Origin of the sequence: Nitrospirillum viridazoti CBAmc (assembly GCF_000730165.1) — a bacterium.
GTDB classification, from domain to species: Bacteria; Pseudomonadota; Alphaproteobacteria; order Azospirillales; family Azospirillaceae; genus Nitrospirillum; species Nitrospirillum viridazoti.
Map to the genome: position 1 here is coordinate 61,843 of NZ_CP022110.1, position 12,641 is coordinate 74,483.

A 12,641-nucleotide genomic window follows, 5' to 3' on the forward strand; every position below is an offset into this window, starting at 1 on the left:
GCCTGCCCGAGGCCGGTAATGGTGGTCTCTACTCCATCGGCTCCTTGATGAAGTCGATGAAGGCGCGCAGGGGCGCCGGCACCAGACGGTGGCCCGGGTAATACAGGAAGGGTCCGGGAAAGCTCAGCCACCAGGGCTCCAGCACCGGTTCCAGGGCGCCGCTGTCCAGATGCGGGCGCAGCCAATCCTCAAACAGCATGATGATGCCGGTCCCGGCGATGGCGGCGTCGATGGCCAGATCCGTGGCCGTGCCCATGCTGATCAGCAGGGGGCCCTTGGGGTCGACATGCACCGTCTCCCCCTCCCGCTCGAACTCCCACAGTGGCGTGGGGCCGTAGGAGAAGCGTCCGCGCAGGCAGGCGTGGGTCAGCAGGTCGCGAGGATGGTCCGGCCGGCCATGGCGGTCGAGATAAGCGGGGGACGCGGCGGTGGCGAAGCGTTGCACGCGCGGCCCGATGGGCACGGCGATCATGTCCTGCTCCAGCCGCTCGCCATAGCGGATGCCGGCGTCACAGCCCGCCGCCAGCACATCGACGAAGGTGTCCTCGGCCGTCACCTCCAGCTCGATGTCCGGATAAGCGGCCAGGAAGCCCGGCACGATGGCGGGCAGCACCAGGCGCACGGCGCTGATGGGCACGTTCAGGCGCAGGGTGCCGGCCGGCCGGTCGCGGAAGCTGTTGACCACGTCCAGCGCCGTTTCCACCTCGGTCAGTGCCGGTCCCAGCCGTTCCAGCAGGCGCTGTCCTGCTTCGGTGGGGGCCACGCTGCGCGTCGTGCGGTGCAGCAGCCGCACCCCCAGCTGCGCCTCCAGCCGGCTGACGGCCTCGCTGAGGCCGGAAGCGCTGGCGCCGCTGGCCCGCGCGCCATCGCGGAAACCGCGGGCGCGCGCCACCGTGACAAAGGCGTTCAGATCACCGAGATCAACTTTCATTGTTCGCTTTCCCGAACAGCCCGTTCTGACTGTGCCTGATTATCGTACAGGTGCCGCGCGCTTATCTCTACGGGCGTCTTCACACCCCAACAGGGATGCCCAGCATGAGCACCAGCACGTACACCCTTGGCGACCGCAGCGTGAACCGCATGGGCTATGGCGCCATGCAACTGGCCGGGCCCCACGTCTTCGGTCCGCCCAAGGATCGTGACGCGGCGCTGGCCGTGCTGCGCGCCGCCGCCGAGTCCGGCGTCAACCATATCGACACCAGCGATTTCTATGGGCCCCATATCACCAACCAGTTGATCCGCGAGGCGCTGCACCCCTACCCCAAAGATCTTGTCATCGTGACCAAGGTCGGCGCCCTGCGGGGCCCCGACGCCTCCTGGAATCCAGCCCTCTCCCGCGAACAGCTGACCCAGGCGGTGCACGACAACCTGCGCAACCTGGGTCTGGACGTGCTGGAGGTGGTGAATTTCCGCGCCATGTTCGACGTTGGAAGTCCCGCCGAGGGATCCATCGAAGCACCCCTGACGGTGCTGGCCGAGTTGCAGGCCCAGGGGTTGATCCGCCATATCGGGCTCAGCAACGTGACGGCGACGCAGGTCGCGGAGGGCCGGCGCATCTGCCGTATCGCCTGCGTGCAGAACCTTTACAACCTGGTCCATCGCGCCGACGACGCCCTGATCGACGACCTGGCCCGTGACGGCACCGCCTACGTACCTTTCTTCCCCCTGGGCGGCTTCAGCCCGCTGCAGTCGTCCGCCCTGTCCGACGTGGCGGCCCGCCTGGGCGCCACACCGATGCAGGTGGCCCTGGCCTGGCTGCTGCGCCGCTCGTCCAACATCCTGCTGATCCCCGGCACCTCGTCCGTCGCCCACCTGCGGCAGAACCTGGCCGCGGCCGAGCTGCAACTGACGGACGAGGTGATGGCCGAGTTGGACGCCATCGCCGCCCCGTCCGCCTCCCACTAAACGCGGCGACTGGCCGACCGATGCCCCCGCGCCTATGTTTGTGCCGGACTGTCGGCACGGGGGCGAGGCTATGAAACGTGTGCTTGCCGCAAGTGGATTCCTGGGTTTGGCCCTGCTGGCGGCATCCCTGCCGGCCGCGGCTCGGGTGCACATCGGCTACACCACCCAGGGCCAATGCGATGGCTTCCCCGCGGTGAACCTGAAGACGGCGCCGGGCCTCTGCGTGGGTCTGGTCGCCAGCCAGCTGGGCTTCACCCGCGGCGTGGCGGTGCTGGGCACCGACGTCTATATCGTCGACCTGGGTGGCGGCTGGCGTCACAACCATGGCCGCCTGCTGCGCCTGAAGGATGGCGGCCGGGCGGCGCCCGAAGTGCTGCTGACCGGCCTGGATGAGCCCCATGCGCTGGTGCCGGCCCCGGGCGGGCGCCTGTACATGAGCGTGCTGGGCCGCATCGTCAGCCTGGATCCCAACGCCGCCGACGTGGCGGGCAGCCTGCGCGACGTGGTCACGGGCCTGCCCAAGGAAGGGCTGCATCCCCTGGCAGCGTTGGCGGTGGCGCCGGATGGGTCGCTGTTCGTCAACGTGGGCTCCGGCACCGACCATTGCGAAACCCCGGGTGGGAAGAAGGGTGAGAATGCCCCGCCCAAGGCCGATGTCCCCTGCCCTGAAACCGTGGGCGCCACGCCCCGGGGCGTCATCCTGCATGTGACGCCCGGTGCATCGCCCGTGAGCGTCGCCGGTATGCAGCCTTATGCCCGGGGCCTGCGCAATGCCGTGGCGCTGGCGGTGCTGACGGGCAACCAGGTGGTGACCGCCACCAACGCCCGCGACAACATTTCCGACGCCGACCCGGCCCTGGCGGACGAGGATGCGCCGCACGACCTTTACCTGACTCTGAAGCAGGGCGCCGATTACGGCTGGCCCTACTGCTATGACCAGGGCGTGCCCAGCCCGGAATATCGCAGCCATTACAAGGATGTGGACTGCAAGGCCAAGCAGGAGCCCACCCTGCTGCTGCCGCCCCATGCGGCACCCTTGAGTCTGTTGCCTTATGCCGACGGCCCGCTGCCCGGTCTGGCCGGCACGCTGCTGATCACCCTGCACGGCTATCGCGATACTGGCCACCGCGTGGTGGCCCTGCCCGTGGATGCCCAGGGCCGCCCCGCCGGACCGGTCAAAGATGTGGTTTCCGGCTGGGACGCCGTCACCGGCGACCACCCCCAGGGGACGCCCGTGTCCCTGGCGCGCCTGCCCGACGGCAGCGTGCTGGTGACGGAGGATCACAACGGCACCCTCCTGCGCCTGGCGAAAGGAAGCAAGACGCCGTGATGACCTTCGCCCGCGACGGTGCCGAACGGCACTCCGCCGTGCTGGCGCCGGAAGATCTGGACCGCCTGGCCGCGACGTTGGCGCCTAGACCGTCCAGTCTTCCAGCGTCAATCCGGGTATGTCGTTGAAATCAGCTTGGTTGTTGGTCACCAGTATGGCGCCGACACTAAGGGCGTGGGCCGCGATCATTCGGTCGTAGTCGCGTCCTTTGACCCAGCCGCACAGGGCGATGATGCGGCCATAGGCTTCCGCAGCTGCGGCATCGAAGGGCAATACTGGAATATGAGGCAGAAGGACGTTCAGGCGGGCCAGGCGCAGGCCGGTATGGGCCGGATCTTTATAAAGGCCCCGTTGCAGCTCTGCGAGGCTAAGTGCTGAAAGCAGGATGCCGCCGTCATGCTCCGCCAACCGGTTCAACACCGTTTCCCCGCCATCCCGTGCATGGATCGCGATATTGGTATCTATCATATAAGCCAACGACTTAATCCCGCTCAGGCAGCTCAGGAGCCTCCCGCACCTCGATTGCGGGTGGCTTGGGCATGGCCTGCAGCATGGCGACGGCTTCTTTCAGATTTTGCCGCGCCGGGAAGATGGTAATGACGTCGCCGACGCGCGTGATGTGCAACTCCATCCCTAGATCCGGATAGGCCATTTCGGCTGGAATGCGGACGGCTTGGCTGTTGCCGGATTTGAAGATACGGGTGATGGCCATGGGCTTTCGTCCCGAGCGGATCTGAAGCGGAGCAGAAAGTCTGATCCTCGGTATATAGTGTGTCAATCCGCGTATATACATTGCGGCCCAGGCTAGGACGCGACCCCAGGCGACGGTGCTTCGGTTATCCTTTTCCCATACCGAACCCGACCGGAACGATGCCCATGGCCGCGTACAGCTATCGTGATGACCCCTCGGTGCCGGCGTTTCCGGATGACAGGCCCATCATCATTTTCGACGGCCATTGCGTCCTCTGCTCCGGCTTCGCCCAGTTCGTCATGCGCCATGATCGGGGCGGGCGCCTTCGCCTGATGGCGGCACAGACGCCGGTGGGCGCGGCCCTGTACCGGCACTACGGCCTGGATCCGGTGGATTATCAGACCAACCTGGTGCTGGAGGACGGCCTGGTGCGGGTGAAGTCCGACAGCTCCATCCGTGTGTTCGAGCTCCTGGGATTTCCCTGGTCGCTGATGGCGGCCGGCCGGCTGCTGCCCCGGCGCCTGCGGGACGCGCTGTATGCGATCGTCGCCCGTAACCGCTTGCGCTGGTTCGGCAAACGGGAGGTCTGCTACCTTCCCACCCCGGAACAGCGGGACCGGTTCATCCTCTGATAGGGGACGGGCCTCTGACAGGGGACTGGATCGTCGGGGGGAATGGGGATGCGCGTCCTGGTCATCGGGGCCTATGGGCTGATCGGCGGTTATGTGGTGGCGCGGCTGCTGGCCGAGGGGCACGCCGTCACCGGCGTTGGCCGTGATGTCGCGACGGCGGCGCGATCGCTGCCTCAGGTGCGCTGGGCCCGCCTCGACATGGCCACGGCGGCGGTTGAAGACTGGCGCCCCCTGCTGGCGGATGTCCAGGCGGTGGTGAACTGCGCCGGCGCCTTGCAGGACGGCCCGCGCGACGACCTGGCGGCGGTGCACCGCGATGGGGTTGCCCGCCTGGCGGCGGCGTGCGTACAGGCCGGCGTACGGCGCCTGGTCCACATTTCCGCCGCGGGGGTCGCCGCCGATCGCGGCCTGGGCGCCCAGGGCAACCGCTTCAACGACACCAAGCTGGCAACCGAGACGCTGCTGCGCGCCAGCGGTCTGGATTGGATCATCCTGCGGCCCGGCCTGGTCCTGGCGCCGGCGGCCTATGGCGGCAGCGCCCTGCTGCGCGGCCTGGCCGCCCTTCCCGGCGTGCTGCCCGTGGTCCATGCCGGTGCCACCGTGCAGGTGGTGGCCGCGACCGACGTGGCCTTGGCGGTGGCCAAGGCGGTGCTGCCCGATGCGGCGCCGGGCCGCTCCATCGATCTGGTGCATGACGAGGCCGTGACCCTGGCCGATGTGGTGCTCTCCCTGCGGTGCTGGCTGGGCCTGCCGCCTGCCCCCCTGTGGCATGTGCCAGCGGGCATCGCCCGGTTGGCCGCCAGGGGGGCGGACGCCCTGGCCTGGGCCGGTTGGCGCAGCCCCTTGCGCACCGCCACGCTGGACCAGCTGCGCGGCGGCATTGCCGGCGACGGCCGGGCGATGGAACGCGAATTGGCGATCAGGCCCCTGTCGCTGCTGGACATGTTGGCGGCCTACCCGGCCGGCGTGCAGGAGCGCTGGTTCGCCAAAAGTTATTTCTTGAAGCCAGCGATGCTGGCAATGCTGGCGCTCTTTTGGACTCTTTCGGGCGTGGTCGGCTTCTGCCGCGTGCCGGAGGCCACCGCCGTTCTGACAATGGCGGGCATGGCGCAGATGCCGGCTACATTGTTCGTGCTGCTGGGTTCGGCCATCGACTTGGCCTTAGGCGTGGGCGTCGTCTTCCGGCGGTGGGCCAAGGGGGCCCTTCTGGGCATGGTCGCGGTGTCGGGCGCGTACATGCTGGGCGGCACGGTGTGGCGGCCGGATCTGTGGCTGGACCCCATGGGGCCCTTTCTCAAGACCCCGCCGGCGGCGATGCTGGCGCTGGCCGCCCTGAGCCTGCTGGACGAACGCTGATGGATCTCTACACCCTGGTGAAGGTGGCCCACATCATCGGCGCCGCCGTGCTGTTCGGCACCGGTGCCGGCATCGCCTTCTTCATGCTGATGGCCCACCGTACGCGCGACCCCACCCTGGTCGCCCACACCGCCCAAATCGTGGTGGTGGCCGACACGATCTTCACGGCATCCGCCGTGGTGGCGCAGCCGCTGACCGGCGGCACGCTGGCCCATCTGGCCGGATTCCCGATGTTCAGCGGCTGGATCGGGCTCAGCCTGATCCTGTACGGCGTCACCGGCGCCTTCTGGCTGCCGGTGGTGTGGATACAGATCCGCCTGCGCGACCTGGCGCGGGCGGCGGCGCGCGCGGGTCGGCCCTTGCCGCCCGCCTATTTCCGCCTGTTCCGGGTCTGGTTCGTCTTCGGCTTTCCCGCCTTTTTCGCCATGCTGGGCATCATCTGGCTGATGGTCGCCAAGCCCACTTTCTGACCCCGCCCAAAGGACTCCTTTATGATCGCCCAGCTGATCCGCCTGGAAGTCGCCCCGGAATTGCGGGAGCAGGCGCTGGCCCTGCAGCAGGTCAATGTCGAGCAGACGCGGCTGGAGCCGGGCTGCCGCCGCTTCGACTTCGCGGCGGCCAAGGACGAACCCGGCGTTTACTATGTATGGGAGGTGTTCGACGATCAGGCCGCCCTGGCCGCCCACTACGCCGGCGCCTATTTCCAGGCTTGGCGCACCTGGATGCTGGCCCAGCCGGAAGGTAAGGTCGTCCGCACCCGCTTCCCCATCGATCCGCTTTGGCTCTGAGGCTCTACTCCCCCGTCCAGCCGCAGCGTTTCAGCGCCGCGCGCAGGTGGGCGGGTACCGGGGCCTCGGCACCCACCGGGTCGCGGCTGGGGTAAAGCGGCAGCAGGATGCCGCGGGAATGCAGATGCAGCGGCTGGCCGGCGGGTCCGCCATAGGCCGGGTCGCCCAGCAAGGGGCAGCCGACATGGGCCATGTGCACGCGGATCTGATGGGTGCGGCCGGTGCGGGGGTATAGCTCAACCCAGGTGATGGGGCCGTCCGGCGTCTCCGCCCGGCCGCGCACCCGATAATCGGTGACGCTGGCCTGGCTCTCGGGCGTGCCGTCGGGTACCACCTCCATCTTCCAGCCGTTCTTGTTGGTGCGCTTGAACAGGCTGGCCTCGATATGGCCCTCCTCCGCCGGCGGCGACCCCGCCACCACCGCCCAATAGGTCTTGGACACACGCCCTTCCTGGAACAGCTTGCCCAGCTTGCGCAGCGCCTTGGGATGGCGGCCCAGGATCAGGCAGCCACTGGTGTCGCGATCCAGGCGATGGGCCAGGGTGGGTGCCCGCGGCAGGCCGAAGCGCAGGGCGTCGAAATGGCGTTCCAGGTTGTCGCCGCCGCCGGGGCCGGCGTGTACGGGCAGGCCGGCCGGCTTGTCGATGATCAGCATCAGCGCGTCGCGGTACAGCACGCGGGCCTGGATGTCTTCTGGCTTCATGGCGATGGGGTCCTTCAAGGCGCGCGCTGCGCGCCCCCAGGCCTTACCCCGTCAGGACCCGCCAATCAAGGTCAGGGGTCGCGCGCCGGGCCCGCCGCCACCTGCTGCACCATGGCGCGGCCGGCACCCAGGGGGACAGGACCCAGCGGAGAAACCGTGGCGCCCAGCATGCTGCCCAGGACCGGGGCGGCGGCCGGCTGGCGGTTCAGGCCGTGGTGGATGGCGATGTCCAGCACCCAGCTGAGATAGGTGTCGATCATGCCGCCGACATGGAAGGCCGGGCAGCCGGTGAACAGTCGGTCGTGGCCGGTGGTCATGGGAGTGATGCCGTCCAGCCGCAGGTCCAGGCGCCGGTCCGCCCCCTCGCCCACCAGGCGGAAGGGCGAACCCTCATGCGTGGTGGGGTTCACGGCGGAGTCGCCATGGGGATGCAGGTGGGCCGCCTCCAGGAAGGTGACGATCATGCCCAGGCTGCCCGAGGCCAGGGTGGCGATTTCCTTGCGCGAGCGCCACAGCATGGCGCGCCATTCCGCCGGCGGCAGGTCCACACCCAGGTAATAGGCGGCCTCCACCAGGCTCCAGCACACATGCAGGGCGGTGTTGCTGCCGGTCTTGGCGATGCTCAGCACCGAATGGTCGGCCCGCTTGTACAGTGCCGATCCGGCGAAGAAGCGGCGGGCGGCGCGGGCCATGCGGCCGAAGGGACAGGCGATGGGGGCCTCGGGCGCGCCACGCGCGTCCAGATCGGCGATCCAATCGTCCAGTTCCTTGTTCAGGCCTAGGCAACCCGCGGTGCGCAGCAGGCCGAAACGATGATGCGCGCTCATCCATGTCGGCAGCGCGGCGAAGGGGCCGGCACCGGTGTCCTTCATCCGCTCCATGGCGCGGGCCAGGGGACGGCGGAAGTCACGGAACAGGAAGACCAAGTGCATGTTGCCCTTCAGCCGGTCGACATTGTCGCTGCTGAGCGGCAGGTTGGCATGGGCGCGGGCCAGGTAGGCATCCAACGCGTCCGGGTCGCCGGCCATGTCCATCATCTCCAGCACCGGCGTCACCGCCAGCCGCTGAATGCCGGCGGCGGCGTGCGCCTCCTGATACGCCCGGGCGAAGGAGCCGGTGTGCGCCTCCGTCTCCAGCCCAAGGCCGCTGGACACGGGGTCGGTCGAGTTCAGGCCGGAAACAACGCCACCATCCATGATGCAGGCACCCCGCAAATGAAGCCGGGGTGTCCTAAGCACGGGATGGGCCACGCATCGATCGCAGCAAAATCAATGCATTAATGCGTCATGGGCAAATTTGATGAGAGCTGATTCTGGTAAATCCTGCCGGCTTCCTTGCGAAAAGCAGGCAGGAATTGCCAAATTCATGATCGCACTGACAGCAGCGCCGTCACGCATATTGCATCAGGGCGCCGATGCCCCCTTGGCAGGCTCGAGCGTCATGCGCCAGCGGGTCGCACCCGGCAGAAGCGGTGTCGCGCGGCCCTGCACCCAGTCCTCATGCCCCTTGTTGTAATAGGGGGAACGGGGGTGGCCGCTCTGGCCCGTGGGCATGTGGAACAGGCCGGTGTCCTCATGCCCCGGCGACACCACCAGGCGTTCAGAGGCGCCGAAGCTGGGGGCGGTCACGCGCGGCTGGTACAGGTCGCCGGCCACCGGCTCCCCCGGCGGGTCGAGATAGGGGCTGAGCAGCGGCTGGATGTTCGAGATGGGATGGTGGATGGCAAGGCGGTTGCGGTCGCCCCAGGTGAAATGGGCGATGTCGCCGCCGTTCTGCGTGATGCGCTCGCGCACGTCTTTCAACGCGGCATCGATCAGGGCGTCCCAGCTCTTGTAGCCCGGGGGCACCAGGCCGGCGGGCCGGGCGGTCAGCAGGCGGCGCGCCGGCCCTTCGGCCTGGTGGCTGATCAGATCGTTGGCGTGATCGCCGGCGGGCCCCGCCAGCGGGGCGGTGTAGGCCTGGTACAGCCGGTCGACCAGAGCGCTACGGAAGGTGCGCACCAGGCGGTAGCCGACGGACGGGATGGCGGCGCGGCCGCCCCAGCTTTCCACCGGCGCCACCAGGTTGGCCAGCGCCTGGTCGCTCGCCCGTTCGCCCAGGGCCTGCAACATCAGGCGCTGCCAGAAATCCAGCATGGGTGCGCGGTCATCCAGCTGGATGGCCAGCAGGTCCTTTTCTGTGAAGGCGTCCTTGGCCAGCAGATCGTCGCGGATCTGGCCGGCGCGGCCGCCCAGGGCGTAGTCGCCGAAGCCCAGCTTGGCCAGCGCGTCGCCGCCCACCACCCGGGTGTTGGCCGTCCACAGGCGGCCATTCTGGGGATTGGCGATGACCGGCACCTCCGCCGGGGACAGATAGCCGTTCCAGCCGGCCTTGCCGTCGGCCCAGCTGGTCGGCAGGGTGCCGTCGTGGCCGAAGCGGCGGGGCACCAGGCCCACCACGGTCCAGGCCAGGTTGCCCTTGGTGTCGACCACCATCATGTTCTCGTTGGGAATGGGCAGGCGGTGGGCGATGGCCACCGCCTCCTCCACCGAGCCCGCCTGCTCCAGGGCGGCGCCCGCGGTCATCACCTCCGCCCCAACGTCATGCGCCACCCAGCGATAGGCCAGCTTGCGCCCCTGCGCGTCGGTGCCGATCACCGGGCCCCAGTCGCTGTCCTCGATGGTGATGCTGGGGCAGGTCGGTGCGGGGCACAGCACCTGCCGGTGCTTTTCCAGGGTCTTGGGGCCGTCCGGCGTCTTATAGCGATCGGGATCGCCGTCCACCGGTTCCAGGATGACCACGTCGCCGGTGTCGACATAGGCGTCGGTGTAGCCCCAGGCCACGTGCCTGTTGCTGCCCACCACCAGCAGCGGGTTGCCCGGCAGGGTGACGCCGACCAGATCCAGAGTGGGCGTGTCCGACCCGGCGGGCTTCACCACCATCCGGGCGCGGTACCAGGTGTTGGGCGTCCGCAGGCCCAGATGCATGTCGTTGGCCACCATGGCGGCGCCGGTGCCGGTCAGGGCGCCGCTGACCGCCCAGTTGTTGCTGCCGCGGATAGCCTCGCTGTCAGGGGCCTCGTTGTCGGGGGCCCCGTCCTGCCGCGGCACTGCCTGGCCCATCTTGATGGCGGGGGTGTAGCTGGCCGGCATGGGCGGCTCGGGCAGGGTGCTGCCGTCCAGCGGTGCGTCCAGTTCCGTTCCCTTGGGATACAGGAAGTTGGCCATGAGGGGGCCCAGCTGGTCCATGGCCAGCTCCAGGCGGCGCTCATCCCATCCATCGGAGGACTGCAGGTCGAAATACATGGCGTCCACCACCAGCAGCGTGTCCTCCAGGCTCCAAGGCTGGGGGTGCTGGCGCAGCAGCGCGTACTCGAAGGGGGCGGCCTTCAGGCCATCCAGCCCGGCGTTCACGCCGGCGGTGTAGGCCGCCAGCATGGCGCGCTGCTCGGGACTGGAGCGTTCCACGGCGGCATGGGCGCGGTCGCGGAACCGGTGCACGCGGCGCGGCGTGTCGAACTTGGCGGCCAGCGGGCCGAAGAGGCTCGACAATTCGCCAGCGGCGCTGCGGCGCATTAAATCCATCTGGAAATAGCGCTCCTGGGCGTGCAGGAAGCCCAGGCCGTACATCAGGCTGACGCGGTCGGGGCCCGTCAGGGTGGGCACGCCCTTCTCATCCCGCTCCACCGTCACCGGGCCGCTCAGGCCGGGGATGGTGGCGGTGCCCTCCAGCTGCGGCAGGCTGGCGTTCAGGCTCCATGCCACCCAGCCGCCCAGCCCCGCGACCCCGACCACCACCACGCCAGCGATGCCGCCCAGCCATGCCAGAACCCGGCGCCCGGTGCGGCGGTCGGTCTTCGCTTCCATTCCTGTCCCCATGCCTCAGGCCCTGTTCTCGATGCAGGGCCGCTGAGGCCCGCCGCACTGGCGGCGGGGCATTCTCGTCCAATGTGTCCGCCGATGGCAACAAGTCCAACGGCGTCGCGGGTTTACAGCGGCTCCCCCCGCACCAGGCGCGGCAGCTCGCCGACGATGCCCATGGCGTGGCGCATGAACAGCTTCTTCAGCGGCATCAGGGGGGCGGAGTTGACGGCCGCCAGGCCCAGGCCGCGCGCCACCTTCAAGGGGGCGATGTCGTTGGAGAACAGGCGGGTCAGGCCGTCGGTCACGCCCAGCAGGCTGACATTGTCGAAGCGGCGCCAGCGCTGGTAGCGCTCCAGCGTGGCCGCACCGCCGACGTCCAGGCCCAGGCGCCAGGCATCGACGATCACTTCCGCCAGGGCTGCCAGGTCGCGCAGGCCCATATTCAGGCCCTGCCCGGCGATGGGGTGCATGGCATGGATGGTCTCGCTGATCAGCGCCAGGCGGCGATCGATATAGCGCTGGGCGTGCTGCCACGACAGGGGGAAGCTGTATCGCCCGCCGATGGGCCGCACCGCCCCCAGCCAGTCGCCGATGCGGGCCTGCAGCTCGGCGGTGAAGGCCGCCTCGTCCAGGCCCATGTAGTGGGGCACGGCCGCGCTCTTGTCCGACCACACGATGGAGGTGCGGTTGCCGGTCAGGGGCAGCATGGCGAACGGCCCGCTGGGCAGGAACATCTCCACCGCCACGCCGTGGTGCGGGAACTCATGCTCCACCGTCACGGCGATGGCCGTCTGGTCATAGCTGCCGCCGACCAGGGCGATGCCGGCGTCCTTGCGGCACAGACTGCCCCGCCCGTCGGCGCCGACCACCAGGCGAGCGCGCACGCGGCGGCCGTCCGCCAGGGTGATGGTGGCCATGGCGGCGCCCCCCTTGGCGTCACCACGGTCCAGGGCCGTCACCTCCACCGGCGCCAGGTGGGTGACGGACGGCAGCTCCGCCAGGCGAGCGAACTGCGCCCGGCGCAGCACGATGTTCTCGACGATGTAGCCGAAGGGCTGATCGCCCACCTCGCGGTGGTCGTAATGCAGGAAGGTCGGCCGGTTCTGGTCGGTGACGCGGATGTCCAGGATGGGCCCAGCGTCACCGTTCAGGTGGGCCCACACCCCCGCCCCCTCCAGGATCTTCTTGCTGCCGTGGGAAATGGCGGTGGTGCGGCCGTCGAAGGTGGCACCCAGCTGGTGGGCCGGGCTGTCGCGGTCAATGCACAGGGTGCGTACGCCGGCCGTGCCCAGCGCCGCCGCCAGCGACAGGCCGGCCAGGCCGCCGCCCACGATGGCGACGTCAGCGATCAGATCGGTATCGGCGGTGGGCGCGGGCGCTTCGGTGGACATCGG

13 protein-coding genes are annotated in these 12,641 nt (G+C 69.0%); 6 read left to right on the top strand and 7 right to left on the bottom strand.

The genetic code is table 11. From position 1 onward, the window contains the following. Positions 1-28 precede the first annotated feature (28 nt). Complete coding sequence (locus Y958_RS00310; RefSeq protein ID WP_088870447.1) at positions 29-931, bottom strand: LysR family transcriptional regulator; 903 nt, start codon at positions 929-931, stop codon at positions 29-31. 104 nt (positions 932-1,035) lie between these two features. Here Y958_RS00310 and Y958_RS00315 point away from each other — a divergent pair, with 104 nt between their 5' ends. Then, complete coding sequence (locus tag Y958_RS00315; RefSeq protein ID WP_186291197.1) at positions 1,036-1,905, top strand: aldo/keto reductase family oxidoreductase; 870 nt, start codon at positions 1,036-1,038, stop codon at positions 1,903-1,905. Between the two features lie 70 nt (positions 1,906-1,975). Beyond that, entirely contained in the window at positions 1,976-3,235 is a 1,260-nt protein-coding gene (locus Y958_RS00320; protein WP_145727593.1) for a PQQ-dependent sugar dehydrogenase, read from the top strand. A gap of 84 nt (positions 3,236-3,319) precedes the next feature. Here the strand turns inward: Y958_RS00320 and Y958_RS00325 are convergent, their stop codons facing one another. Both Y958_RS00325 and Y958_RS00330 read right to left on the bottom strand, forming a co-directional pair. Beyond that, positions 3,320-3,703 (bottom strand): type II toxin-antitoxin system VapC family toxin, encoded by a 384-nt coding sequence (locus Y958_RS00325; RefSeq protein WP_244909439.1) that lies wholly within the window; start codon positions 3,701-3,703, stop codon positions 3,320-3,322. A gap of 13 nt (positions 3,704-3,716) precedes the next feature. Then, on the bottom strand, positions 3,717-3,947 hold the full coding sequence (locus Y958_RS00330) for an antitoxin (RefSeq protein WP_088870451.1): 231 nt from the start codon (positions 3,945-3,947) through the stop codon (positions 3,717-3,719). A gap of 164 nt (positions 3,948-4,111) precedes the next feature. On the opposite strand from Y958_RS00330, the gene Y958_RS00335 reads away from it, so the two are divergent. From Y958_RS00335 to Y958_RS00350, 4 genes are read left to right on the top strand one after another with little or no spacing between them, the layout of a single operon-like run. Next, positions 4,112-4,558, top strand: coding sequence for a thiol-disulfide oxidoreductase DCC family protein (locus tag Y958_RS00335; protein WP_211098502.1), 447 nt, complete (start codon positions 4,112-4,114; stop codon positions 4,556-4,558). 42 nt (positions 4,559-4,600) lie between these two features. Further along, a complete protein-coding gene (locus tag Y958_RS00340) occupies positions 4,601-5,914 on the top strand; it encodes an SDR family oxidoreductase (RefSeq protein ID WP_211098503.1) in 1,314 nt (437 codons plus the stop codon). Further along, entirely contained in the window at positions 5,914-6,384 is a 471-nt protein-coding gene (locus Y958_RS00345; protein WP_088870454.1) for a DUF2269 family protein, read from the top strand. Before Y958_RS00340 ends, Y958_RS00345 begins: the two co-directional genes overlap by 1 nt. Before the next feature lie 21 nt (positions 6,385-6,405). Further along, entirely contained in the window at positions 6,406-6,702 is a 297-nt protein-coding gene (locus tag Y958_RS00350; RefSeq protein ID WP_088870455.1) for a putative quinol monooxygenase, read from the top strand. 4 nt (positions 6,703-6,706) lie between these two features. Here Y958_RS00350 and Y958_RS00355 read toward each other — a convergent pair whose 3' ends face one another. The 4 genes from Y958_RS00355 to Y958_RS00370 form a co-directional block, all read right to left on the bottom strand. Further along, entirely contained in the window at positions 6,707-7,405 is a 699-nt protein-coding gene (locus Y958_RS00355; protein ID WP_088872393.1) for an RluA family pseudouridine synthase, read from the bottom strand. Positions 7,406-7,476: 71 nt separating this feature from the next. Continuing rightward, complete coding sequence (locus tag Y958_RS00360; protein ID WP_088870456.1) at positions 7,477-8,601, bottom strand: hypothetical protein; 1,125 nt, start codon at positions 8,599-8,601, stop codon at positions 7,477-7,479. A gap of 207 nt (positions 8,602-8,808) precedes the next feature. Further along, the gene (locus tag Y958_RS00365) at positions 8,809-11,250 is read right to left on the bottom strand and encodes a penicillin acylase family protein (RefSeq protein ID WP_186291199.1); all 2,442 of its coding nucleotides are present in this window, start codon (positions 11,248-11,250) and stop codon (positions 8,809-8,811) included. 122 nt (positions 11,251-11,372) lie between these two features. Further along, a complete protein-coding gene (locus Y958_RS00370) occupies positions 11,373-12,638 on the bottom strand; it encodes a UbiH/UbiF/VisC/COQ6 family ubiquinone biosynthesis hydroxylase (protein WP_088870458.1) in 1,266 nt (421 codons plus the stop codon). Between the last annotated feature and the right edge of the window lie 3 nt (positions 12,639-12,641).

What these genes read in the sequence shown, in the direction of transcription:
- Y958_RS00360 (WP_088870456.1), bottom strand. Translation starts at nt 8,601, where the DNA reads ATGGATGGTGGCGTTGTTTCCGGCCTGAACTCGACCGACCCCGTGTCC.
- Y958_RS00365 (WP_186291199.1), bottom strand. Translation starts at nt 11,250, where the DNA reads ATGGAAGCGAAGACCGACCGCCGCACCGGGCGCCGGGTTCTGGCATGG.
- Y958_RS00370 (WP_088870458.1), bottom strand. Translation starts at nt 12,638, where the DNA reads ATGTCCACCGAAGCGCCCGCGCCCACCGCCGATACCGATCTGATCGCT.
- Y958_RS00345 (WP_088870454.1), top strand. Translation starts at nt 5,914, where the DNA reads ATGGATCTCTACACCCTGGTGAAGGTGGCCCACATCATCGGCGCCGCC.
- Y958_RS00310 (WP_088870447.1), bottom strand. Translation starts at nt 931, where the DNA reads ATGAAAGTTGATCTCGGTGATCTGAACGCCTTTGTCACGGTGGCGCGC.
- Y958_RS00320 (WP_145727593.1), top strand. Translation starts at nt 1,976, where the DNA reads ATGAAACGTGTGCTTGCCGCAAGTGGATTCCTGGGTTTGGCCCTGCTG.
- Y958_RS00315 (WP_186291197.1), top strand. Translation starts at nt 1,036, where the DNA reads ATGAGCACCAGCACGTACACCCTTGGCGACCGCAGCGTGAACCGCATG.
- Y958_RS00350 (WP_088870455.1), top strand. Translation starts at nt 6,406, where the DNA reads ATGATCGCCCAGCTGATCCGCCTGGAAGTCGCCCCGGAATTGCGGGAG.
- Y958_RS00335 (WP_211098502.1), top strand. Translation starts at nt 4,112, where the DNA reads ATGGCCGCGTACAGCTATCGTGATGACCCCTCGGTGCCGGCGTTTCCG.
- Y958_RS00330 (WP_088870451.1), bottom strand. Translation starts at nt 3,947, where the DNA reads ATGGCCATCACCCGTATCTTCAAATCCGGCAACAGCCAAGCCGTCCGC.
- Y958_RS00325 (WP_244909439.1), bottom strand. Translation starts at nt 3,703, where the DNA reads ATGATAGATACCAATATCGCGATCCATGCACGGGATGGCGGGGAAACG.
- Y958_RS00355 (WP_088872393.1), bottom strand. Translation starts at nt 7,405, where the DNA reads ATGAAGCCAGAAGACATCCAGGCCCGCGTGCTGTACCGCGACGCGCTG.
- Y958_RS00340 (WP_211098503.1), top strand. Translation starts at nt 4,601, where the DNA reads ATGGGGATGCGCGTCCTGGTCATCGGGGCCTATGGGCTGATCGGCGGT.